24 protein-coding genes are annotated in these 22,097 nt (G+C 66.6%); 9 read left to right on the top strand and 15 right to left on the bottom strand.

What is annotated here, in order from left to right; all coding sequences use genetic code 11:
- Window positions 1–4 precede the first annotated feature (4 nt).
- The 6 genes from mftF to mftA form a co-directional block, all read right to left on the bottom strand.
- Window positions 5–1,417: a mycofactocin biosynthesis glycosyltransferase MftF gene (gene mftF / locus AU192_RS24480; protein WP_064400125.1), complete on the bottom strand. Its 1,413-nt coding sequence runs from the start codon at window positions 1,415–1,417 to the stop codon at window positions 5–7.
- Window positions 1,414–2,157, bottom strand: a complete 744-nt coding sequence (gene mftE / locus AU192_RS24485; RefSeq protein ID WP_064400126.1) for a mycofactocin biosynthesis peptidyl-dipeptidase MftE — start codon at window positions 2,155–2,157, stop codon at window positions 1,414–1,416. Before mftE ends, mftF begins: the two co-directional genes overlap by 4 nt.
- 132 nt (window positions 2,158–2,289) lie before the next feature.
- Entirely contained in the window at window positions 2,290–3,480 is a 1,191-nt protein-coding gene (gene mftD / locus AU192_RS24490; RefSeq protein WP_064400204.1) for a pre-mycofactocin synthase MftD, read from the bottom strand.
- 2 nt (window positions 3,481–3,482) lie between these two features.
- A complete protein-coding gene (gene mftC, locus AU192_RS24495; RefSeq protein ID WP_064400127.1) occupies window positions 3,483–4,718 on the bottom strand; it encodes a mycofactocin radical SAM maturase in 1,236 nt (411 codons plus the stop codon).
- Complete coding sequence (mftB, locus tag AU192_RS24500) at window positions 4,715–5,032, bottom strand: mycofactocin biosynthesis chaperone MftB (RefSeq protein ID WP_064400128.1); 318 nt, start codon at window positions 5,030–5,032, stop codon at window positions 4,715–4,717. The genes mftC and mftB overlap by 4 nt, the downstream gene beginning before the upstream one ends.
- Window positions 5,017–5,109, bottom strand: coding sequence for a mycofactocin precursor MftA (gene mftA, locus AU192_RS26305; protein WP_082693978.1), 93 nt, complete (start codon window positions 5,107–5,109; stop codon window positions 5,017–5,019). Before mftA ends, mftB begins: the two co-directional genes overlap by 16 nt.
- 104 nt (window positions 5,110–5,213) lie before the next feature.
- Between mftA and mftR the strand changes: the two genes are divergently transcribed.
- The 4 genes from mftR to AU192_RS24525 all read left to right on the top strand — a co-directional run bounded on the left by mftR (window position 5,214) and on the right by AU192_RS24525 (window position 9,410).
- Window positions 5,214–5,813 (top strand): mycofactocin system transcriptional regulator, encoded by a 600-nt coding sequence (mftR, locus tag AU192_RS24510; RefSeq protein WP_064400130.1) that lies wholly within the window; start codon window positions 5,214–5,216, stop codon window positions 5,811–5,813.
- Between the two features lie 57 nt (window positions 5,814–5,870).
- Window positions 5,871–7,529, top strand: coding sequence for an NAD-dependent malic enzyme (locus AU192_RS24515; protein WP_064400131.1), 1,659 nt, complete (start codon window positions 5,871–5,873; stop codon window positions 7,527–7,529).
- Window positions 7,530–7,608: 79 nt separating this feature from the next.
- A complete protein-coding gene (locus AU192_RS24520; protein ID WP_064400205.1) occupies window positions 7,609–8,133 on the top strand; it encodes an RNA polymerase sigma factor in 525 nt (174 codons plus the stop codon).
- On the top strand, window positions 8,130–9,410 hold the full coding sequence (locus AU192_RS24525; RefSeq protein WP_064400132.1) for a VOC family protein: 1,281 nt from the start codon (window positions 8,130–8,132) through the stop codon (window positions 9,408–9,410). Before AU192_RS24520 ends, AU192_RS24525 begins: the two co-directional genes overlap by 4 nt.
- Here AU192_RS24525 and AU192_RS24530 read toward each other — a convergent pair whose 3' ends face one another.
- Complete coding sequence (locus tag AU192_RS24530) at window positions 9,411–10,586, bottom strand: NAD(P)/FAD-dependent oxidoreductase (RefSeq protein WP_064400133.1); 1,176 nt, start codon at window positions 10,584–10,586, stop codon at window positions 9,411–9,413. It abuts the gene before it with no gap.
- Window positions 10,587–10,643: 57 nt separating this feature from the next.
- On the bottom strand, window positions 10,644–11,090 hold the full coding sequence (locus tag AU192_RS24535; RefSeq protein ID WP_064400206.1) for an Rv2324 family transcriptional regulator: 447 nt from the start codon (window positions 11,088–11,090) through the stop codon (window positions 10,644–10,646).
- Window positions 11,091–11,203: 113 nt separating this feature from the next.
- Between AU192_RS24535 and ddaH the strand changes: the two genes are divergently transcribed.
- Both ddaH and rocD read left to right on the top strand, forming a co-directional pair.
- Window positions 11,204–12,055 (top strand): dimethylargininase, encoded by an 852-nt coding sequence (gene ddaH / locus AU192_RS24540; RefSeq protein ID WP_064400134.1) that lies wholly within the window; start codon window positions 11,204–11,206, stop codon window positions 12,053–12,055.
- Window positions 12,028–13,263 (top strand): ornithine--oxo-acid transaminase, encoded by a 1,236-nt coding sequence (gene rocD, locus AU192_RS24545; protein ID WP_082693966.1) that lies wholly within the window; start codon window positions 12,028–12,030, stop codon window positions 13,261–13,263. The genes ddaH and rocD overlap by 28 nt, the downstream gene beginning before the upstream one ends.
- A 2-nt stretch (window positions 13,264–13,265) precedes the next feature.
- Here rocD and AU192_RS24550 read toward each other — a convergent pair whose 3' ends face one another.
- Both AU192_RS24550 and AU192_RS24555 read right to left on the bottom strand, forming a co-directional pair.
- A complete protein-coding gene (locus AU192_RS24550; RefSeq protein WP_064400207.1) occupies window positions 13,266–14,096 on the bottom strand; it encodes a mycofactocin-coupled SDR family oxidoreductase in 831 nt (276 codons plus the stop codon).
- 186 nt (window positions 14,097–14,282) lie between these two features.
- Complete coding sequence (locus AU192_RS24555) at window positions 14,283–15,119, bottom strand: SHOCT domain-containing protein (RefSeq protein ID WP_064400136.1); 837 nt, start codon at window positions 15,117–15,119, stop codon at window positions 14,283–14,285.
- A gap of 80 nt (window positions 15,120–15,199) precedes the next feature.
- On the opposite strand from AU192_RS24555, the gene AU192_RS26185 reads away from it, so the two are divergent.
- The 3 genes from AU192_RS26185 to AU192_RS26075 all read left to right on the top strand — a co-directional run bounded on the left by AU192_RS26185 (window position 15,200) and on the right by AU192_RS26075 (window position 16,065).
- Entirely contained in the window at window positions 15,200–15,331 is a 132-nt protein-coding gene (locus AU192_RS26185) for a hypothetical protein (protein WP_278183977.1), read from the top strand.
- Between the two features lie 112 nt (window positions 15,332–15,443).
- Window positions 15,444–15,692: an MFS transporter gene (locus tag AU192_RS26070; protein ID WP_235630232.1), complete on the top strand. Its 249-nt coding sequence runs from the start codon at window positions 15,444–15,446 to the stop codon at window positions 15,690–15,692.
- A 157-nt stretch (window positions 15,693–15,849) separates the two neighbouring features.
- On the top strand, window positions 15,850–16,065 hold the full coding sequence (locus AU192_RS26075; RefSeq protein WP_235630231.1) for a hypothetical protein: 216 nt from the start codon (window positions 15,850–15,852) through the stop codon (window positions 16,063–16,065).
- 297 nt (window positions 16,066–16,362) lie between these two features.
- Here the strand turns inward: AU192_RS26075 and AU192_RS24565 are convergent, their stop codons facing one another.
- The 5 genes from AU192_RS24565 to rpsL all read right to left on the bottom strand — a co-directional run bounded on the left by AU192_RS24565 (window position 16,363) and on the right by rpsL (window position 21,830).
- Complete coding sequence (locus AU192_RS24565) at window positions 16,363–17,235, bottom strand: cutinase family protein (RefSeq protein WP_064400137.1); 873 nt, start codon at window positions 17,233–17,235, stop codon at window positions 16,363–16,365.
- A gap of 204 nt (window positions 17,236–17,439) precedes the next feature.
- Window positions 17,440–18,630, bottom strand: a complete 1,191-nt coding sequence (gene tuf, locus AU192_RS24570) for an elongation factor Tu (protein WP_064400138.1) — start codon at window positions 18,628–18,630, stop codon at window positions 17,440–17,442.
- A 162-nt stretch (window positions 18,631–18,792) separates the two neighbouring features.
- Window positions 18,793–20,898, bottom strand: coding sequence for an elongation factor G (fusA, locus tag AU192_RS24575; RefSeq protein ID WP_082693965.1), 2,106 nt, complete (start codon window positions 20,896–20,898; stop codon window positions 18,793–18,795).
- 87 nt (window positions 20,899–20,985) lie between these two features.
- A complete protein-coding gene (gene rpsG, locus AU192_RS24580) occupies window positions 20,986–21,456 on the bottom strand; it encodes a 30S ribosomal protein S7 (RefSeq protein ID WP_064400139.1) in 471 nt (156 codons plus the stop codon).
- A complete protein-coding gene (gene rpsL / locus AU192_RS24585; protein ID WP_064345572.1) occupies window positions 21,456–21,830 on the bottom strand; it encodes a 30S ribosomal protein S12 in 375 nt (124 codons plus the stop codon). The genes rpsG and rpsL overlap by 1 nt, the downstream gene beginning before the upstream one ends.
- Window positions 21,831–22,097 lie beyond the last annotated feature (267 nt).

Below are 22,097 nucleotides of genomic sequence, written 5' to 3' on the forward strand. Positions count from 1 at the left end.
CGCCTCAGGTCCGGATCTGGGGTTTGAGCGCACCGAGATGACGCTCACGGACAACACCAGTCCACAGACCTGCCCCGTAGGCGATATCGTCGAGGCGTTTGAGGGCGATGTAGGTGAGCAGGCCGACCCGTTGGGTTTCGTCTTCGGTGTTTCGGCTCCGGGTCAGCCAGTCGACGACCCCTTCCACCACCGCGGCCACGAGCACGACCTGTCGGCATCGTCGGGACAAGAGCGCCGCGACGAGCGCGACCGGCCAGTAGTGCCGGCAGATCGCCGATGCCAGTTGCATCGCTGCGGACCACAGTCCGTGTGCGGCCACGACCGCGACGTCCTTGGGTTCGGGCTCCACACTCGACAGGGACTTGGCGATGCGCCTGCCGGTGATGGTTGCGACGACGATCGAGGCCAGATATCCGATCGACGAACCCATCGCCATCAGCATCCAGGCCACCAGCGTCCAGCCCGAGATCACCAGCGGAGCGGTCTTACCGGGATGACGCACCGACAGCGGCGCGGCGGCTTCACCGTAGAAAGACCTGCGCGAGAACCACTCTCGCAGTTGGGTCCGATGGTCGTGCGCCACCAACGCGATGGGCTCGTAGCGCAGACGCGCACCGGATTCGATGAGTCGCCAGCACAGATCGACATCCTCACCCGAGGTCAGCGTCTCGTCGAAGCCGCCGACCTCCCCCAGCATGGCCCGCCGGCCGATGATCGCGGCACTGGGTACATAGGACACCGTGCCGTAGGGCATCACCGGGGCCTCCCGCAGACCCAGGTCCAGCGAGGAGCGCACCGCCTCGTAGCGGGCGACCACATTGTCCGGTTCGCGGAGGCCGACGATGCGCGGTGCGACCAGGGCCACGGCGGGGTCACAGAAGTGGCCCAGCAGCGCCTCCAGCCAGCCGCGCCGTGGTACGACGTCGCTGTCCAGGAAAGCCACGAAGTCGGTCGTGCACGCGGCCAGACCGGTGTTGCGGGCGGCCGCGGGTCCGCGGCTGCGCTCGTGTCGCACCACCTGGACCCCGGCGTGGACGTCGGCGAAGTCGGCCGCCTCGAGTGGTGTCTCAGAGCCGTCGTCGACGACGACCACCCGCAGACCGCGCACGGCGGTGAGCAGCCGACGGACCCCAGAAGCATTGTCGCGCACCGGTATCACTACGGTCACGTCCCGGTGCGAAGGGCCGCTGGCGGGACGGGGGTGCGCGACCGTCGCGTCGAGAAGGGTCCGGGCCAACTGGGCGCTGACGGCGTCGTGCACTTCGAGCCTGCCGCCATTGAGCATGGTCTGCGCCGCCGGCGCCAACCGAAGGAGGCGGGTCGGGGAGCCGCCGAGTAGGGCCGACCCGTCGCCGAGCACCTTCACCCGGCGGTCCACCTGAACGGCGAAACCGTCGGGCAGTCGCGGTCCCGTCATGTGAGCATCCCGTCGCGGTCGGGCGCCCAGCGCGTGATCCGCCGAAGGCATGTTTCGACCATATCGGGAAAAATGCGGGCGCCGTCCTCCACGGTCGCGGTGGTGGGATCGCCGAGCACACCGACCTCACTGACCGCGGCCACTCCGCCCCGCCGCAGTTCGGGGATCAACTCGCGAAGGGGCGCCATGTTGCCGGGCACCCGCTCGTCGATACGGACGTCCTGCGGCGAAATATGTAGCAATACAGAGGTTTCGGTATGGCCCGCGTGCGCATCGGCACCCGCCACCGTGCACGAGCACCATCCCGCGTCCCGGCCCTCGTAGCGCAGCAAAGCGGTCGCGGCGGCCAGCGCTTCGACGTTGCCGCCATGGCCGTTGACGAAGACCAGCCGTGACGCCCACCGGGATGCCGACCGGCCGTACTCCACCAGCAACAGCCTCAGCGCGGATGTCCCGATCGAAACGGTGCCGCTGAACTCCTCGTGCTCGCCGCTCGCGCCGTAACCGATGGCGGGGGCGACCATCCAGTTCACGCCGTCGGTGTCGGCGAGCCGGTCAGCAACCGCCCCACAAACGGCCGTCGCGATGCGGGTGTCGGTGTCCAGCGGGAGATGAGGGCCGTGCTGCTCGGTGGATCCGACGGGCACGAGGAGGGCTGACGGCTTGCTCTGCAGCTGCTTCGACGTCGCATTCGCGAGCGAGCTGACAGATGGCACCCGCCGATGGTAGGCCGAATTCACCTGTCGTGCGCCAATTGTTGAAGCATGCGCAGCAATTGATTCACCGAATTTCTCGCCGCCGGCGCCGGCGTCGTCCCCCCAGCCCCCTGCGCCCCGCCTGTACCAGCACGTTCCCGACCGCAGGGCCCGCCGTCAGGTGGCCGAACCTCCGGGCACGCCGAGCTCCCGGATGAACCCGGGAGGGACCAGGACGTCGTCGGGCCCAAGATCATGTACCGACGCGCGACCCAGACCCATCAATGCAGAATCGATGCCTCCCCGCAGGACGTCGAGCACATTCTCGACACCGGCCTGCCCGTTGGCGGCCAGACCCCACAGGTACGCCCGCCCGATCATGACCGCGCGGGCACCGAGCGCGACCGCCTTGACCACGTCGCTGCCCCGCCGGATGCCTCCGTCGAGCACCACCTCGATGTCGTCACCGACCGCCTCGACGATCGGCGGCAGGGCGCGAATCGATGCCGGCGTCCCGTCCAGGTTGTTACCGCCGTGATTGGACACCGAGATCGCTGAAACACCGGCGTCCACAGCACGTTTCGCGTCGTCGACACGCATCACGCCCTTGAGCATGAAAGGACCGCCCCACAGCTCGCGCAGCCAGGCGATGTCCTCCCAGGTCGGCGGCGGGGTGCCCATCCACTCGCCGTACGCGGCGAAGAACGGCGGGCCCTCCTCGCCTCGCGAGGCCTGATTGGGAACCCGCAGGTTCGGCGGCCGCAGGGTCTTACCCCACTGCCACATCCACCGCGGTTTGGTCAGCCCAGTTGGGAGCATGCGCACGGTGGTGCGCAGGTCCATCTGCTCGGGGATCTTCGGGCTGCCCCAGTCGCGGCCGTGCGAGAAGCTCCAGTCCGTGGTGACGATCAGACCGACCGCACCCGCCTGCCGCGCGCGCTCGACCCGTGCCGCGATCGCGTCGCGCCCGCCCAGCCAGTACACCTGGAAGAAGAGCTTGGGGTTGGTCGCGATCACCTCCTCGATCGGCTTGCTGGCGAACGACGACAGGCCCATCGCGGTGCCGCGCGCGGCGGCCGCGCGTGCGACCGCGACCTCACCGTCTGGGTGGACCGCCTGCACGCCGGTCGGGGAGATCAGCACCGGCAGCGAAATCTGTTGTCCCATCACGGTGGTGGCGAGATCGCGCTTCTCCGTGGCGCCGACGACGTGCGGCGCGAAGCCCAACTCGGCGAACGCCTCGACGTTGTCGGAGACCGTCACGCCCTTCTCGCTGGCGGCGATGAGCGCCGAGTAGACCGGCTTGGGAAGCCGGCGCTTCGCCCGCTCCTGAGCGGCGGCGACCGTTTCGAACCAGGTGTCGGCCATGATCACACCGGACTTTCGTTGCAGAGACGTTTCGGAGGCGCCCCGGCGCCGACATCGGATCGGGGAGGCGCCCCGGCGCCGACATCGGATCGGGGAGGCGTCGTGAGCAGCTTCAGCATCACCGGACCCGATCGCGAGTGGTCGACGCTGGACTTCGGCTTGACCCGTTCTTGAGCCAGGGCGGGAGCGCCGTAGCCCTCCACGCACTCGGGGTCCGGGCCGTCCATCGGCAGCCCGGTGAAGAACTTGGCGGCCATGCACCCGCCGCGGCAGCTGTCATAGTGCCCGCAACTGCCGCACGCACCGGCCGACTGCGGTTCGCGCAGCTCACGAAAGAGCGGCGCGTTCTGCCAGACATTCTGAAAACCGCCGTCGGTCAGGATGTTTCCGGCGTGGAACCGGTCGTGAATGGCGAACGGGCACGCGTAGACGTCGCCGACGGGATCGATCAGACAGACGACCCGGCCCGCGCCACACAGGTTCAGCCCGGCGAGCGCGCCGGGTTCACCCAACCCGGCGAGGTGGAAGAACGAGTCGCCGGTGAGCACCCGGTCACCCTTGGCGACCAGCCAGTTGTAGAGCTGGACCTGCTGGTCGGCGGTGGGGTGCAGCTCGTCCCAGACATCGGCACCCCGACCCGACGGGCGCAGCCGTGTGATCCGCAGCGTTGCACCGTATTTCGCTGCGAGAGCGGCGAAGTCGTCGAGCTGGTCGACGTTGTGGCGGGTCACGACCACCGAGATCTTGGCGTCCTTGAAACCGGCATCGGCCAGGTTCTGCAGGGCCCTGGTCGCCATCGCGAAGGACCCCGCCCCGCGGACGGCGTCGTTGATCTCCGCGGTCGCGCCGTCGAGGGAGATCTGCACGTCGACGTAGTCGCTGGCGGCCAGCCGGGCCGCGACCTCGGGCGTGATGCGCACCCCGTTGGTGGAGAACTTCACCCCGACGTGGTGGGCGGTGGCGTAGTCGACAAGCTCCCAGAAGTCCGAACGCACGGTCGGCTCGCCGCCGCCGATGTTGACGTAGAAGACCTGCATGCGCTCGAGCTCGTCGATGATGTCCTTGCACTGCGCAGTGGTCAGCTCGCGCGGGTCGCGCTTACCCGACGACGACAGGCAGTGCACGCACGCGAGGTTGCAGGCGTAGGTCAGTTCCCAGGTCAGGCAGATCGGGGCGTCGAGTCCGTGCTCGAACTGGTCGACCAGCTTGGGCACACGTACGGCTTCGGTCGATGTCATTGCGGCACCAGCATTTTCGATCGAGCAAGCACGCCGAGTGCCTGCAGGTACGGCGCCTGCTGCGCGTCGTCGATACCGACGGCACGGCAGGCGGATCGGACGTCGGGATGGTCGGACAGAGTGTTGACGACGTCGACGATGGTCCGGTTCTTCAGGAATGAGAGCTTGCGCGTCCCGAAGTGGTAGAGCAGCGCCCCGAACGGCTCCGGCCGCACCGCCACCTGGTGGTGCAGCCGCCAGCCGAGCTCCGGGTCGAATGCGATGCCTTCCTCGGGCACCGCCGACGACGAGGTCACGATCAGTAGACCCCGCACATCCCGTCGATCGACACCTCTTCGACGAGCGTCTCGGTAACCAGCTCGTCGGTCTGGTCCTGCTGCTGCGGTTCCATTTGGCCCTCCATGGCTGCGCCTTTCGTTATCACCGGTTCTCGACAACTGTGATCGAGGTCGCAATAATATGGCATCGAGTGCCTAAATGGAAAGGGGACCCCCTATGGGGCCGGACCAGCACCGGGTGGGCCGCCGGCGCTCGACGACGTGGGACCACATCAGCAACGTGGCCATCGACCTCTTTGCCGCACAAGGGTTCGATGACGTCAGCGTGGACGACATCGCCGAAGCCGCGGGAATCGCGCGGCGCACGCTGTTCCGCTACTACCCGTCCAAGAATGCCCTGCCCTGGGGCGATTTCGACGCTCATCTGGCCCACATGCGAAACCTGCTGGCCGATCTCGATCCCGAGGTGCCCATCGGCGAGGCGCTGCGCACCGCGTTGCTGGCGTTCAACAGCTTCGATGCCGCCGAGACGGCGCGCCACCGGATGCGCATGCGGGTGATTTTGGAGACCGCCGCGCTGCAGGCCTACTCGATGACCATGTACGCCGGCTGGCGCGGCGTAGTTGCCGAGTTCGTCGCCAAACGCCTCGAAGCCACCGCAGGCGATCTGATACCGCAGACGGTGGCGTGGACGATGCTCGGCGTCGCGCTCTCGGCGTACGAACACTGGCTGGCCGACGAGAAGGTTTCCCTGGCTCAGGCGCTCGGTGCGGCATTCGACACCGTCGCCGACGGGCTGTGGGCACTCGATCGCTGAATCACCTCGGCGCGCTCGGCCACCGCGATAGCTTGGGGCGGTCGCGAAAGGACGCCGATGGCCGAGTACAGCGCCGAACAGAAGACGGGCCACGATCTGCTCTACGACTCCCTGTGGACGAAGGGCACGGCTTTCAGCCACGAAGAACGCCGCCAATTCGGTCTGCTGGGGCTGCTTCCTTCCGCCGAGAAGAGCCTCGAGCAGCAGACCGAACATTCATGGCGCGAGTTCAGTCGGCGTCGCGAGCCGCTGGACAGGCATATCTATCTTCGAAACCTGCAGGACCGCAACGAGACACTGTTCTACCGCGTGCTGCGCGACCATATCGCCGAGACCATGCCGATCGTCTACACACCGACCGTCGGCGAGGCGTGCCAGCGCTTCAGCGAAATCTACCGGCGCCCGCGCGGGCTGTTCGTCTCCTACCCCGACCGCGAGTTCCTGCGCGAGATGCTACGCAACCGTCCGAGGCGGGAGATAGACGTCATCGTCGTCACCGACGGGCAGCGCATCCTGGGCCTGGGCGATCAGGGCATCGGCGGCATGGGTATTCCCATCGGCAAGCTCTCGCTGTACACCCTGATCGGCGGCATCGACCCGGCCCGCACGCTGCCCGTCCTACTCGACGTGGGTACCGACAACGTCGAGTTGCTCGAAGACCCGCAATACCTCGGCTGGCGGCACCGCCGCATCGGCGACGACGAGTATTACTCGTTCATCGACGATTTCGTCACCACGGTGCGCGACGAGCTGCCCGACGTCCTTCTGCAGTGGGAGGACTTCGCCACCGCGCACGCGCTGCCGATCCTTCAGCGCTATCGCGACAAGCTGCTCACCTTCAACGACGACATCCAAGGCACCGCCGCGGTCACGTTGGGCGCGCTGCACGGCGCGGCCAAGGTGGTGGGACGCCCGCTGTCACAGCAGCAGGTGGTGATGCTGGGCGCCGGCTCGGCAGGCATCGGGGTGCTCCAGATGGTGCACCGTCAGATGGTCAGCGAGGGCCTGTCGGCTCAGCAGGCGTCGGCACAGGTCTGGGTGGTGGACATCAACGGTCTGCTCACCGACGACCGCACCGACCTGTCCCCCGGCCAGCGGGCCTTCGCCCAACCCGCCGGGCGGGTGGCGAGCTGGGGCTTGTCCGGGCCGGCTCAACTCGCCGACGTCATCCATCATGTCGATGCCGGCGTCCTACTCGGATTATCAACCGCCACAGGGGCGTTCACCGAGGACATCGTGCGCGAAATGGCTGCCAAGGTCGATCGCCCGATCATCTTCCCGCTGTCCAACCCCACCAGCCGGGCCGAGGCCCACCCAGCCGAACTCGACACCTGGACCGGCGGACGCGCATTGATGGCGACGGGTTCGCCGTTCGCTCCGCTGGAACGCGACGGGGTGGAGCGGCCGATCGCCCAATGCAACAACGCCTACATCTTCCCCGCGATGGGCCTGGCCGTCACCGCGGCGCAGGCGACACGGGTGACCGACGAGATGATGCGGGCCGCGGCCGCGGCGCTCGGCGACGCGTCCCCCGCGCTCGTCGATGCCGGGGCACCGTTGCTGCCCGCGTGGTCGGACATCCCCGATGTGGCCATACGCATTGCGCAGGCGGTCGCGACACAAGCCGTCGCCGACGGCTTCGCACCCACCCGCAAGCCCGACGAGCTGGCGCAGCGGATCACCGACGTGCGGTGGACTCCCGAATACCGGGGCTGATCCTGCAACCCTGTCCGCCAGCGCAAAAAAGTTCCGCCGGAACCGTCGGAGTTCGGCGCGTAACGGCGACGATATGGGTGTGAGCGCCGAACCGAATGGCACCGACGCTCCACGGGAGCTGCTCGCGCTGTACGACGAATCCCTACCAGTGGTGTACGGATACTTCGTCCGACGCTGTGGTGACCGTGGAACCGCCGAAGACCTGACGTCGGAAACTTTTCTGGCGGCGATGGACGCCGCCAGAAAAGCCGCTCCGCCACCGATGACCGTGCCGTGGTTGCTCGGGGTGGCGCGCCACAAGTTGGCCGACCACTACCGGCGCCGCCACGACCGGTTCACCACGCCGGTCGCCGAACTGCCCGAACCCGTCGAGCCGCCCGACGACTGGGACGCCGAACTCGACCGCATCGTCGCCGAAAGCGTGCTCGCCAAGCTGCCCGAGCAGCACCGCACGGTTCTGGCACTGCGCTACATGGACGACTGCTCGGTGCCCGAGTGCGCCGAGCTCATCGGCCGCACGGTGCACGCGACAGAGGCGCTGCTGGTGCGGGCCCGCAAAGCGTTTCGCGCTCACTACCCGGAACCGGAAGGGAGGCAGTCGTGAACAACAGCCACGATCCGCTGGCCGTGCTGCGCGGCGACGAACTTCCGGTCGCCCCCGACCCGGCTTTCGCCGCCGCGCTGCGCGCCCGACTGGAGTCGGCGCTTTCCCTACCGAATCGAACCGAGGAGGTCGTCATGAGTGGAACCGATACCGCCATCGCCGAACTGTCCGAGCCGACCGTCGCGCCAACGGTCCCCCGGTCGGCGGCACTTCCGTACCTGACGGTCCGCAATGCTCGCGATGCGATCGCGTGGTACGTCGACGCGTTCGACGCCGCGGTGGTCGGTGAACCCTTCGAGATGGACGACGGCCGCATCGGCCACGCCGAGTTGGCGATCGGCGACGGCGTGCTCTACCTCGCCGACGAGTATCCCGAGATCGGGCTGAGAGCTCCTGCAAGGCAGTCTGTTTCGGTGAGCTTGATGCTGCATGTCGCCGATACGGACACGGTGCTCGAACGGGCTCGCAGGCACGGCGCCGAGGTGCAGCGCGAGCCGTACGAGAACTACGGCGCGCGCAGCGCAGCGATCGTCGATCCGTTCGGCCACCGCTGGATGCTCACCGGGCCCGTGACGGCTGCGGCCGTCCCGATCCAGCACGGTGACGTCGGCTACGTGTCGGTGTGGGTGCCAGACGCCGAGGCGGCCGCGCGGTTCTACGGTCATGTGCTCGGCTGGACCTATGACCCCGTGACCCACCAGGTGACCAACACCGACCAGCGGATCGGCATCTTCAGCGTCGACAGGCCGCAGGGCATGCTGTGCTGCTATGCGGTCACCGATCTCGACGGCGCGCGGCAGTCGATCGTCGACGGCGGCGGCAGCGTGGGCCGGACTCAGGAGTTCGACTTCGGTACCGTCATCGACGCCACCGACCCCACCGGGATGGCATTCGCGGTCTTCCGGCCGGCGCCGGGCACACCGCGTCCAGCCCTCAACGGCACTGGGCCGGGGGAACTTTCGTACATCACCTATCAGGTTCCGGACTCCAGCGCGTTCAAGGAGTTCTACAGCAGGTTCTTGTTCTGGAGTTTCGAACCCGGGCACGTCGACGATGGCTGGGGGGTGCGCGAGACGCATCCGATGTCCGGCGTCGCAGGTGGTAACGCAGATGCGGTGACCGTGCCGATGTGGACGGTCGACGACATCGATGCCGCGGCGGCGCGGGTGCGGGAGGCGGGCGGCACGGTCATCGACGAGCCGTCGCAGCAGTCCTACGGGAAGTCCGCGCTGTGCACCGACGACCAGGGCACCCGCTTTTACCTCGGCGAGCTCTAGTCAGCCGAGGAGGTCGGCGATGGGTGCGCGCGCGGCGATCTTGGCGCGCACCTTCATCACCTTGCCCGGCATGCCACCGCCGACGACCCCGGCCACCACACCGTCACGCTCGTAGTAGGCGAGGAATTTGCGACCGTCGTCCTCGACGACGTGGACGACGTCTTCGGCCTCCGGTTCACCGAGGCATTGGATCTTGACGTCGTACTGGTCGCTCCAGAAGTACGGCACCGAGACCGCGGTCGGGGGTTCCTGCCCGAGCATCGTCGGCACCAGGACACGGGCCTGGTCGGCGACGTTGCTCCAATGCTCAACGCGCACTTGGTGGCCGAGGTTGTGTCGCCATGACGCGACGTCGCCGATGGCCCAGACATGCGGCGCGCTGGCGCGGCCGTGGTCGTCGCAGACCACCCCGTTGTCGAGCTTGAGGCCGCTGCCTTCGAGCCAGTCGGTCGACGGGCGCGATCCGATGCCGACGACCACCAGATCCGCTTCGAGTTCGGTGCCGTCGCTGAGCACCACCGTCTCGACGCGATCCGAGCCCTGCACTTCCGAAACGCCGACGCCGCAGCGGACGTCGACACCCTCGGCGCGGTGCACCCGGGCCACCAGCTCACCGATCTGCTCGCCGAGAACCGACGCCAGGGGCGCCGGTTGCGGCTCCACCAACGCGACATCGACGCCGAGCTTGCGCAGGCTCGCCGCCACCTCGCAGCCGATGAAGCCGGCTCCGACGACGACGGCGCGACGAGCCGAACCGGCCTCCTGCCGCAGGGCCACGCTCTCGTCGTAATTGCGCAGCACGTGGATTCCTGCGAGGTCGGGGAAGGACGGAATGCGCTTGGGCACCAGGCCCGTAGCGATGATGAGTTCGTCGTAGGGCAGCTCGGTGCCGTCGGCGAGCGTCAACGTCTGGGTGGCCGTGTCGACGGACCGCGCGCCGTTGCCCAGCAGCACGGTGATGTCGTTCTCCTCGTAGAACTCCGCGGGCTTGAGGCTGACGTCGTCGGTCTCGGAGCGCAGCACCTCCTTCGACAGCGGGGGCCGATCGTAGGGCAGATGGTCCTCGTCGCTGACGATCGTGACCGGACCGCTGTATTCCGACCGGCGCAACTGTTCGGCGGTGCGGGCGGCCGCGAGTCCGCCGCCGACGATGACGATGCCCGCTGATGTGGTCATGGGCAGTTTCTTACACGATCCCTACTGCCTTTTGTCCGCCACCCCGGGCAATGGCGCTCAGCCGCGATCGCGGTCGATGACGTTGGTCAGCACGACGACGCTCTCGCTGCGCTCGACGTGGGCGGCCGAACGGATGCGCTCCAACGCCTCTTCGAGGTGGCGCATGTCGCGCGCCACGACGTGCAGGATCGCGTCGGCGGTGCCGGTGACGGTGGCTGCGCTGATGACTTCGGGGATGTCGATCCACGCCGCCCGCAGCTGTTCTGGGGCAATGGTTCCGTGACGGAAGACCTGCACGTACGCCTCGGTGGTCCAGCCCAGGGCGGCCCGGTCGACAACGGTCGTGAAGCCGCGGATGACGCCGTTGTCGAGCATGCGGTCGACCCGGCGTTTGACCGCGGGCGCGGACAGATTGACCTGCTCCCCGATCTCGGCGTATGTCGCGCGGGCGTCATCGGTCAGCGCCGCGAGGATCTGCTCGTCGGTCGCGTCGAGGCGGTCCACGGTCACCTCCGCACAATAAATCACCGCTTGGCGTGACTGTACACAATAAATTGCTGCTAGACACGCAATAGACAACAATGGATTGCAGCAGAAACCGTCTCTACCGTTGATTCATGACGACTTTCAGTGTCGCGACGCCCTCGCGGTCGGGTCGCCACCGCAGACGTGAAGCTCGAGCGCGCCACTACGTCATGACCGCGCCGACACACTTCGCTGTCGAGTACTCGATCAACCCGTGGATGGACATCGAAACGCCCGTCGATACCGCGCTGGCCCTCACCCAGTGGGAGACGTTGAGGCGCACGTACCAAGAACTCGGGCACGTCGTCGACCTCGTCGAGCCGGTCTCCGGACTGCCCGACATGGTGTACGCCGCCAACGGCGGCCTGGTGGTCGGCGCTACAGCGGTGGTCGCGAACTTCGCCTACCCGCAGCGCGCTGGCGAGGCGGTTGCGTACGGCGATTGGATGGTCCGCCATGGATACGCACCCGTACAGACGCGCCACACCAACGAGGGTCAGGGCGACCTTCTCGTCGCCGGTTCGATCCTGTTGGCCGGATACGGGTTTCGGACGGATCGACGTGCACACGGCGAGATCGCGCAGTTGGTCGGGCGACCGACGTACAGCTTCGAGTTGGTCGATCCTCGGTTCTACCACCTCGATACCGCCCTCGCGGTGCTCGACGACACTACGGTGGCGTACTACCCGCCCGCGTTCAGCAACGCCTCTCGGGTAAGCCTGCGAACGCTGTTCCCCGATGCGATCGAGGTGACCAGTTCCGACGCCTACGCCTTCGGCCTCAACGTGGTGTCCGACGGTCGCAACGTCGTGCTGCCGACCGCGGCGACCGACTTTGCCGCCCAACTGCGCGACGCCGGGTTCAACCCCGTCGGCGTCGACCTCTCCGAACTGCTCAAGGGCGGCGGATCGATCAAATGCTGCACGTTGGAGGTGCATTCGTGATCACGCTGGAAGCGACGGGTGCCGCGATCCCGATCGACGACCACTGTGTGGCGCATAACTACGACCCGCTACCGGTGGTGGCAGCCAGCGCCGAGGGCGCGTGGATCACCGATGTTCAGGGCCGTCGCTACCTGGACTGCCTGGCCGCTTACTCGGCGGTCAACTTCGGCCACCGCAATCCGGAGATCACCGCGGTCGCACACGCGCAACTGGACACCGTGACGTTGGTCAGCCGCGCGTTCCACTCCGACCGGCTCGCACCCTTCTGTGCGGCACTGGCCGGGCTCTGCGGCAAGAACATGGTGCTGCCGATGAACAGCGGCGCCGAAGCGGTCGAAAGCGGGATCAAGGTGGCCCGCAAATGGGGCACCGACGTCAAGGGCATCCCCGCCAACGCGGCGAATATCGTAGTGGCGCACAACAACTTTCATGGCCGGACCACGACAATCGTCAGCTTCTCCGACGATGAGACGGCCCGGCGCGGCTTCGGCCCGTACACCCCAGGATTCCGCGCCGTGCCGTTCGGTGACACCGACGCCTTCGCCGACGTGATCGACGACAACACCGTCGCCGTGCTGATTGAACCGATCCAGGGTGAGGCCGGAATCATCGTCCCGCCCGACGACTTCCTGCCGCGTCTGCGGTCGCTGTGCTCACAGCGCAACGTGCTGTTGATCGCCGACGAGATTCAGTCCGGCCTGGCCCGCACCGGGAAGACGTTCGCCTGTGAGCACTGGGACGTGGTTCCCGACGTCTACCTGCTCGGAAAAGCGCTCGGCGGAGGCGTGATGCCATTGTCGGCGGTGGTGGCCGACTCCGGCATCCTCGGTGTACTGCATCCCGGCGAGCACGGCTCCACTTTCGGTGGAAATCCGCTGGCCGCAGCGATCGGCTCCACGGTGGTGGCGATGTTGCAGCGCGGCCAGTTCCAGTGCCGCTCAGCCGAACTCGGCGCGCACATGCACCAGAGATTGCGGCAGTTGATCGGCCGGGGTGTCACCGCGGTCCGCGGCAAGGGCCTGTGGGCCGGCGTCGACATCGATCCGGGCTCGGGTACCGCCAAGGATGTCAGCGTGCGCTTGGCGCGCCGCGGCGTCCTCGTCAAGGACACCCATGGTTCGACCCTGCGGTTCGCTCCTCCACTGGTGATCACCGACGACGAGATCGACTGGGCCGTCGACCAGTTCGCGGCCGTTCTAGCGAATTAGCTTCAGTGCTTCATCGCGCCGCGGTCGACGGCGATCTGGCTGCCGGAAAGCGTTTTCGATCCGTCACCGGCGAGCCACGCGACGACGTCGGCCACTTCGTCGGGTTCCATGAAGCCCTGAAGACCCTTGTTCTCCTCGTCGAGCGGGTTGTACGGCATCGGCGCGAAGCTGTGCAGATAGCTCGGATGCTTGGCGAAGATGGCCATCATCGCGTCCTTCTCGACCATCGGCGTCTCGATGGAGTACGGATGGATCGAGTTCACCCGGATTCCGAACTCGCCGGCCTCGATCGCCAACGAGTTCGTGAGCGCGGTCAGACCGTGCTTGGACGCCGCGTAATGCGCGTTGCCCGGGGTCGCCTTCAGCCCGGCCGATGAACTGACGATGATGACCGATCCGCCGTTACCCGCCGCGATCATCGCAGGCAGCGCCGCCCGGATGGTGCGCCACGTCCCGTTCAGATTGACGTCGATGACGGTGTCCCACTGCTCTTCCGACATCTCCCAGATGCGGCCCCAACTGAGCACACCAGCGTTGGCGACCAGGATGTCGAGCCTGCCGAACTGCTCGACACCGTCGGCCACCACCTGCTGCAGCGCGGCCAGGTCCCGAATGTCGACCTCGCGGGCGAGCGCTTTGCGGCCCGTCGCTTCCACCGCGCGCACCGTCTCGGCCAGTTCTTCGGAGGTCCCCATCGGGTAGGTGATGGTCTCCGATATCGGGGCGCAGATGTCGATCGCGATGATGTCGGCGCCTTCGGTGGCCAGACGAACCGCGTGCGCCCGGCCCTGGCCGCGTGCGGCCCCGGTGATGAAGGCCACTCGGCCTTCCAGTGGTCGGTTGATCCCCGTCACCGCTGCTCCTTCCAGGAACCTGCCCCATGCGAGCGACCGTGTCTGTACGCAACACGCCGCCCCGGCGCGGACATTCGCGGTCGCTCACCGGAGGTGAGAGTCCTCCGACAGGTTAACAGCCGAACTGGAACGTGTTCTAGAAGCCCGCGTGACTTCGGACAAAGGCTAGAGGTCGGCGATTATCTGCTGGCGCTTCGCCGAGTACTCGTCCTCGGAGATCGACCCCATCGCGCGCAGCGTCTCCAGTTCCTGCAAGCGCTGCGCGGTCGACGGTTGAGGGGGCGCGGTGGAGGCCGTCGCGGACGGTGCGGCAGGAGGAGGCTGCGCTGCGGCGGCTCGCGCCTGGCGTGCGGCAGCCCGGCGCACCACTTCTTGAACCTGTTGGCGCGCAGCGGGATTCGATCGCAGATCGATCATGTTGTTAAGACCGATGTTGTTGGCCTTGAGGATTTGCAGAATCTCCATCAGCGGCTCGGCTTGACCCGTCAGATCGTATGTCCGGTTGTCCTCGGCGATGGTGAAGGTGGCGGGCATCATCCCGCTGACCAAGCCGCTTCGCTCCCAATCGATCTGATACTCACTCGTCATCGGGTCGACCAGCGCGACCAGTTTCCGGTTGGTGATCATCGGCAGCCTCGCGATCGAGGCGATCACCCGATCCTGGCTGGCGAACGGCACGATGCCGGGTCCGGCGATCTGTAGGTCCAGCTTCACCAACGGTTGTTCGTCGATCCGCGTTCCGGTTTCGTGAATACCGGTGACTTGGGCGAGCGCCAGCACTCCCGTCTGCTCGAGTTCGGCGGTCCTGGCGGCCGATCGGGCTCCCCCCGCGGTGATCGCCAGCGCGATCAGCACGTCGGCGGCGGTGATCAGCAAGCCCGTCCAGAACATCCACTTCAGCATCGGGTCGCTGCCCGTGGCGAAGTAGATCACCAGGAAGATCGGCCCGACGATCCCGCACAGCAGCACGAAGGCTTGGACCTTGATGTAACGCCACAACATCGCCTGTCACGCTCCCGTCGTCCGCGGCCTGCGTGTCAGATTAACGCCAATCGACCGCCTGGGAGCCGTATCGTCGGGCGATGCCGTCGGGAGCAGAGACCCGGTCGAGGAGGACCCTGACGGCCGTCGCGATGGCACTGTTCTGTGTGCAGATCGACTACTTCGCGATGAATCTCGCCCTTCCCCGGATGGCCGACGAAGGACGCTGCTGACGGGCGTCGCGTTGTTCGGGGCGGCTTCGGTGGCCTGTGCGCTGGCGCCGTCTCTGGGCGTGCTGATTGCCTTCCAGGTGGCAAGGGATCGGCGCAGCCTTGATCTTCCCCGGTGTCCGTCAGCGTGCTGACCAACGCCTACCAGAGCCGCAAGGCCAGCCACGCGATCGGATTGGCCTATGGCATAGCGGCTTTGGGGAACGCGGCAGGCCCACTCATCGGCGGGCTGTTCACCGCTACCATCGGCTGGCGGTGGATCTTCTGGCTCAACCTGCCTCTGACCCTGGTGTCGCTCGCGAATCGACGTGTCCGGGCTGGCGCTCATCAGCACGGGAATCGGATTGTTCCCCTTGACCTTTGATCGCGCGCCCGGCTGAGGGTGGGTCTCGGCGACGACGCTGATCGCGTTCTCCGGATCACTGCTTGCGCTGGCCGCCTTCGTCGTCGTCGAAAACAGAGTCCGGTGGCCGCTGGTCGATCTGTCGCTGGCCCGCAACGCGAGATTCACGATTCTGGTGTTGGCCGCCGCGGTCGCCAACATCGCGTACGCGGTGACCATCTTCTTGTCCACGGTGTCCCTGCAGGACGTTCGTGGACTGGACCCGTTGACCGCCGGGCTGATTTTTCTGGGCCGGCCGGCGGGCGCGGCCATCGGCGGTGTGCTGGCCGGCAGGCTCGCCACCCGTCGCGCACCGGTAGTGGTGATGGGTGCGCGGCGGTCGTCGCCGCCGTGAGCCTCTGCGCACTCGCCGGATCCCGCGGGTGGGCGCTCTATCTGCTCGCGCTCAGCGCGTGCGGTCTGACTCTCGGACTGGTCTATGCGTTCACGACGGTCGCGACGCAGGCGGTGGTGCGTCCCGAGCGGGCCGGAGAGGCGGCAGGGGCATCGCTGGCCCTAGATCGACCGTACTGGAAGTGTTGCAGCACAACGGAATACCAGCTGCACGGGCGATCAAGTCGATACTTGCCGCGCTCGGTGCGCTTCTCCTGGGTGCGGGTGCGGTCGTGCTGTGGACCCGCCCGGCGAGCGGTTACTCGCTCGGCGCCGTCGCAGCCATCGGCGTCGCCGCGGCCAGCGGGATGACCGGGAGAGCCTCGGGCACATCAGGCGTAACGGGGCCGGGGCCGATGAGTTGATACAGCGGCTGAGTCCAGCGGTATCCACCGGAAGACTTCGTATAGCTGGTGTGGATCAGCGTCGCGACCTTCGACACTTCTTCGGCGTCGGGGTCATAGTCGCAGACCGCATCGCCGAGCTCACACACGCTGATCGTTCGGGCGCCGATGGCCGGCGGGAGCGGCTTGGGTGCGTGAGCCAGAATCGGCCAGTCCTGCGCGACTCCCTTGCCGGCGCCGGGGACGCTGCTAACCGAGCCGATGTTGATGGTCGGGTCGGCGGGCAGGCGGTCACCGTCGGCGATCAGCAACGCAGCCACCACGTTCGGGTTCGTCCCCGCGGCGTGCAGATTGCGGTGCACCACCATCGCCCCCTGCGAATAGCCGGCGAGCACCACCTTCGACTCCGGGCAACGCTGGGTGAACGCCGTGTACTGCGACTCGAGAGCAGCTGCGCCGGTGTCGACGCTGCCCATGAAGCCGAGCCACTCCCCGACGCCGCCGTCGTCATCGGGCACCGCGATCGCCGGGTATGCGACGGCCTCGGCCGTCATCGTCCGCCCGTCGGCGGTCACCAGCTGCTGCACGTCGAGGTAGGACTGGTAGATGTCGTCGCCCATTCCGGCGTTCGAGCTCAGATCGCCGTCACGCTGTCCGGACCCCGCGGCGCCGAACCAGTGCACATCGGGGCAGCCGGGCGCGGCCTGAGCCGAAGCCGTGGAAATACCCGCGAATGCGGCGCCGGCGATCGCGGCGGCGCTGGCGAGCGTGGTGAGACGACCGAACATGAACCCTTACCCTTCTTCGCCCCGACCAGGGCATACGCGAAGTACATCGTCGCGGCGTCCGCGTGCGTTACTCCCCACATTCGCGAGACGTACACCAGGGTCGCGATCGTCGAAGAATCGCAGCCCCCTTGTACGTCTCGCGAAGCACACAGACGAAAGCGGCGCCCACCGGATAGGTGAGCGCCGCTTCGCGACAGAACTAGATCACTTGACGATCTTGGTCACCCGGCCGGCGCCGACGGTACGGCCGCCCTCGCGAATCGCGAAGCGCAGACCCTCGTCCATCGCGACGGGCTGGATCAGCTTGACGGAGATGTCGGTGTTGTCACCGGGCATCACCATCTCGGTGCCCTCCGGCAGCGTCACGACGCCGGTAACGTCCGTGGTGCGGAAGTAGAACTGCGGACGGTAGTTGTTGAAGAACGGCGTGTGCCGGCCGCCCTCGTCCTTGGACAGGATGTAGACCTGGCCCTCGAACTCGGTGTGCGGCGTGGTGGTGCCGGGCTTCACGACGACCTGACCGCGCTCGACGTCCTCACGCTTGATGCCGCGCAGCAGCAGACCGACGTTATCGCCGGCCTGGCCCTGGTCGAGCAGCTTGCGGAACATCTCGACACCGGTGACCGTGGTCTTGGTGGTGTCGGGGCGGATGCCGACGATCTCGACTTCCTCGTTCACGTTGATCACGCCACGCTCGACGCGACCGGTGACCACGGTGCCGCGGCCGGTGATGGTGAAGACGTCCTCGACGGGCATCAGGAACGGCTTGTCGGTCTCGCGGACGGGGTCCGGGATCGACTCGTCGACGGCCTCCATGAGCTCCTCGACCGACTTGACCCACTTCTCGTCGCCCTCGAGCGCCTTGAGCGCCGACACGCGGATGACCGGGGCCTCCTCGTCGAAGTCCTGGGCGGCCAGCAGTTCGCGGACCTCCATCTCGACGAGCTCAATGAGCTCCTCGTCGTCGACCGCGTCAGCCTTGTTCAACGCGACCAGGATGTAGGGCACGCCGACCTGACGGGCAAGCAGCACGTGCTCACGCGTCTGCGGCATCGGGCCGTCGGTCGCCGCGACCACCAGGATCGCGCCGTCCATCTGGGCGGCACCGGTGATCATGTTCTTGATGTAGTCGGCGTGACCGGGGGCATCGACGTGCGCGTAGTGGCGCTTGTCGGTCTGGTACTCCACGTGGGAGATGTTGATCGTGATGCCGCGCTGACGCTCCTCAGGCGCATTGTCGATCTGGTCGAATGCGCGCGACTCGTTCAACTCCGGGAACTTGTCGTGCAGCACCTTGGTGATTGCTGCGGTCAGCGTCGTCTTGCCGTGGTCAACGTGACCAATGGTCCCGATGTTGACGTGCGGCTTCGTCCGCTCGAACTTCGCCTTCGCCACTGTGTGGTCCTCCTGGACTGTTAGTGCTTGTCTAAAGCAGTGTTGATCTTTGCAGTTGTTTCTCGCCGCGAACCAACCGGGGTTACTGCCCCGTCACCTTCGCGATGATCGATTGCTCGACTCCGAGCCAGCTCCGGGCCTCGGGCTGGCGCCCTCGTGTCCTCACTGCCCCGTCGCCTTCGCGATGATCTCCTTCGACACGGCCGCCGGAACTTCGGCGTACGAGTCGAACACCATGGAGTAGTTAGCCCGGCCCTGGGTCTTCGACCGAAGGTCGCCGACGTAGCCGAACATCTCCGACAGCGGTACCAGCGCCTTGACGACGCGGGCACCCGATCGCTCCTCCATGGCCTGGATCTGACCACGGCGGGAGTTCAGGTCACCGATCACTTCACCCATGTAGTCCTCGGGTGTGGTCACTTCGACCGCCATGATCGGCTCGAGGATCACCGGCTGCGCAGCCTGTGCCGCTTTCTTCAGCACCTGCGAACCTGCGACCTTGAAGGCCATTTCCGACGAGTCCACCTCGTGGTAGGCGCCATCGAGCAGCGTGACCTTGAGGTTGACCAGCGGGTAGCCGGCCAGCACGCCGTACTGCATGGCGTCCTGCGCGCCGGCGTCGACCGACGGAATGTACTCCCGGGGGATACGGCCGCCGGTGACCTTGTTCTCGAACTCGTAGGTCGCCCCGTCCTCGCCGGTGAACGGCTCGAGGTCGATGATGACCTTGGCGAACTGGCCCGAACCACCCGTCTGCTTCTTGTGGGTGAACTCGACCTTCTCGACCTTGCGCTTGATGGTCTCGCGGTAGGCCACCTGCGGCTTGCCCACATTGGCCTCGACCTTGAACTCGCGCTTCATCCGGTCGACGAGGATGTCGAGGTGAAGCTCGCCCATCCCGCCGATGACGGTCTGGCCGGTCTCCTGGTCCAGGTGGACCTTGAACGTCGGGTCCTCTTCGGCCAGCTTCTGGATCGCCGTACCGAGCTTCTCCTGGTCGCTCTTGGTCTTGGGCTCGATGGCCACCTCGATGACCGGGTCCGGGAACGTCATCGACTCGAGCACGATCTGCTCGTTGGCGTCCGACAGCGTGTCACCGGTGGTGGTGTCCTTGAGACCGATCACCGCGTAGATGTGCCCCGCGGAAGCCCGCTCGACCGGGTTCTCCTTGTTGGCGTGCATCTGGAACAGCTTGCCCAGCCGCTCCTTCTTGCCCTTGGTGGAGTTGATGACCTGCGAACCGGACTCGACGGTGCCGGAGTAGACGCGAACGTAGGTCAGCTTGCCGAAGAACGGGTGCACCGCGATCTTGAACGCGAGCGCCGAGAACGGCTCGTCGGTCGACGGCTTGCGGCTGATGGCCTCGTCCTCTTTGCCGGGCACGTGACCCTGCACGGACTCGACGTCCAGCGGCGACGGCAGGTAGTCGATGACCGCGTCGAGCATGGGCTGCACGCCCTTGTTCTTGAACGCGCTGCCGCACAGCACCGGGTACAGCTCCGAGTTGACGGTCAGCTTGCGGATCGCGGCCTTGATCTCGTCGACCGAGATCTCCTCGCCGCCGACGTACTTGTCCAGCAGCTCCTCGTCGGTCTCGGCGACCGCCTCGAGCAGCTTGGTGCGGTACTCCTCGGCCTTCTCGGCCAGGTCGGCGGGGATGTCCTCGACCTCGTACTTCTCCCCGAGGGCGGTCTCGCCGCGCCACACCTTGGCGCGCATCTCGACCAGGTCGACGACGCCGATGAAGTCGTTCTCCGCGCCGATCGGCAGCTGAATCACCAGCGGCGTGGCGCCGAGGCGCTCCTCGATGGTGCGCACGGTGAAGTAGAAGTCCGCGCCCAGCTTGTCCATCTTGTTGACGAAGCAGATGCGCGGCACGTCGTACTTGTCGGCCTGGCGCCACACCTGCTCGGACTGCGGCTCCACGCCCTCTTTACCGTCGAACACCGCGACGGCGCCGTCGAGCACACGCAGGCTGCGCTCCACCTCGACGGTGAAGTCGACGTGGCCCGGCGTGTCGATGATGTTGATCTGGTTGTCATTCCAGAAACAGGTGACAGCCGCGGAGGTGATGGTGATACCGCGCTCCTGCTCCTGCTCCATCCAGTCGGTGGTCGAAGCGCCGTCGTGCGTCTCACCGATCTTGTAGTTGACACCGGTGTAGTACAGGATGCGTTCGGTCGTCGTGGTCTTACCGGCATCGATGTGCGCCATGATGCCGATGTTGCGGACCTTGTTCAGGTCGGTAAGCACGTCCTTCTGTGCCACAGCATTCCCTTCGGGAAGTAAACGGTCTAAAGGCTGGTCTGGATCGCCGTGCTCGCTACGCTCGCGCGCCGAAGCGAGCTTCGACGCTCACCAGCGGTAGTGCGCGAACGCGCGGTTTGCCTCGGCCATCTTGTGGGTGTCCTCACGCCGCTTGACGGCGGCACCCAGACCATTGCTGGCGTCGAGGATCTCGTTCGCCAGGCGCTCGATCATCGTCTTCTCGCGACGGGCCTTGGAGAAGCTGACCAGCCAACGAAGTGCCAGCGTGACCGAGCGATCCGGACGCACCTCCACGGGAACCTGGTAGGTGGCGCCACCGACGCGACGGCTGCGAACCTCGAGTGCCGGCTTGACGTTGTCCAGAGCGCGCTTGAGGGTGACCACCGGATCGGTGCCGGTCTTGTCGCGGGCCTGTTCGAGCGCACCATAAACAATGCGCTCGGCCAACGATTTCTTCCCGTCCATCAGAACCTTATTGACCAGCTGAGTCACCAGCTGCGACCCGTACACCGGGTCGTTGACCAACGGACGCTTGGGCGCCGGTCCCTTGCGCGGCATCAGCTCTTCTCCTTCTTGGCGCCGTAGCGGCTCCGCGCCTGCTTGCGGTTTTTCACGCCCTGGGTGTCCAGAGAGCCGCGGATGATCTTGTAGCGCACACCGGGCAGGTCCTTCACACGGCCGCCGCGCACCAACACCATCGAGTGCTCCTGCAGGTTGTGGCCCTCGCCCGGGATGTAGGCCGTGACCTCGACCGCGCTGGTCAGCTTGACGCGCGCGACCTTCCGAAGCGCCGAGTTCGGCTTCTTCGGGGTGGTCGTGTACACGCGGGTGCACACTCCGCGGCGCTGCGGGCTGCCCTTGAGGGCCGCGGTCTTCGCCTTGGCGGGCTTGTCGTGGCGACCCTTGCGGACCAGCTGCTGGATGGTTGGCATCTACCGGCTTTCTGTGTTGCTGCTTCTTAAGTTCTGGTCAAGTCTGTGTACTGCGCTTTTACCCCGGGCACGTACCCCGCGACCGGGTGTGTCGCACGCGCCCGCCCGAAACAATTCGAAGCATTGCCTCAATTCTCGGAGCATGGCGACATGCGAATTGGCCCGGCGTGCAGGCACGCTTAGCAGGTCCTTTTCGTACACGGCCCCGCGAAGCGCCTTATCTGCCAGGCACGATCGTCCACAATACCAGGACAGGGGCAGCGCTCC

It is taken from the genome of Mycobacterium lehmannii (assembly GCF_001499925.1).
In the GTDB taxonomy this organism is placed as follows: Bacteria; Actinomycetota; Actinomycetes; order Mycobacteriales; family Mycobacteriaceae; genus Mycobacterium; species Mycobacterium lehmannii.

What these genes read in the sequence shown, in the direction of transcription:
- mftR (WP_064400130.1), top strand. Translation starts at nt 5,214, where the DNA reads ATGGGGCCGGACCAGCACCGGGTGGGCCGCCGGCGCTCGACGACGTGG.
- rpsL (WP_064345572.1), bottom strand. Translation starts at nt 21,830, where the DNA reads ATGCCAACCATCCAGCAGCTGGTCCGCAAGGGTCGCCACGACAAGCCC.
- AU192_RS24565 (WP_064400137.1), bottom strand. Translation starts at nt 17,235, where the DNA reads ATGTTCGGTCGTCTCACCACGCTCGCCAGCGCCGCCGCGATCGCCGGC.
- AU192_RS24530 (WP_064400133.1), bottom strand. Translation starts at nt 10,586, where the DNA reads ATGACCACATCAGCGGGCATCGTCATCGTCGGCGGCGGACTCGCGGCC.
- rpsG (WP_064400139.1), bottom strand. Translation starts at nt 21,456, where the DNA reads ATGCCGCGCAAGGGACCGGCGCCCAAGCGTCCGTTGGTCAACGACCCG.
- ddaH (WP_064400134.1), top strand. Translation starts at nt 11,204, where the DNA reads ATGACGACTTTCAGTGTCGCGACGCCCTCGCGGTCGGGTCGCCACCGC.
- mftD (WP_064400204.1), bottom strand. Translation starts at nt 3,480, where the DNA reads ATGGCCGACACCTGGTTCGAAACGGTCGCCGCCGCTCAGGAGCGGGCG.
- AU192_RS26185 (WP_278183977.1), top strand. Translation starts at nt 15,200, where the DNA reads ATGCCGTCGGGAGCAGAGACCCGGTCGAGGAGGACCCTGACGGCCGTC.
- rocD (WP_082693966.1), top strand. Translation starts at nt 12,028, where the DNA reads ATGCTGCACGTTGGAGGTGCATTCGTGATCACGCTGGAAGCGACGGGT.
- mftA (WP_082693978.1), bottom strand. Translation starts at nt 5,109, where the DNA reads ATGGAACCGCAGCAGCAGGACCAGACCGACGAGCTGGTTACCGAGACG.
- AU192_RS24555 (WP_064400136.1), bottom strand. Translation starts at nt 15,119, where the DNA reads ATGTTGTGGCGTTACATCAAGGTCCAAGCCTTCGTGCTGCTGTGCGGG.
- mftC (WP_064400127.1), bottom strand. Translation starts at nt 4,718, where the DNA reads ATGACATCGACCGAAGCCGTACGTGTGCCCAAGCTGGTCGACCAGTTC.
- mftF (WP_064400125.1), bottom strand. Translation starts at nt 1,417, where the DNA reads ATGACGGGACCGCGACTGCCCGACGGTTTCGCCGTTCAGGTGGACCGC.
- AU192_RS24515 (WP_064400131.1), top strand. Translation starts at nt 5,871, where the DNA reads ATGGCCGAGTACAGCGCCGAACAGAAGACGGGCCACGATCTGCTCTAC.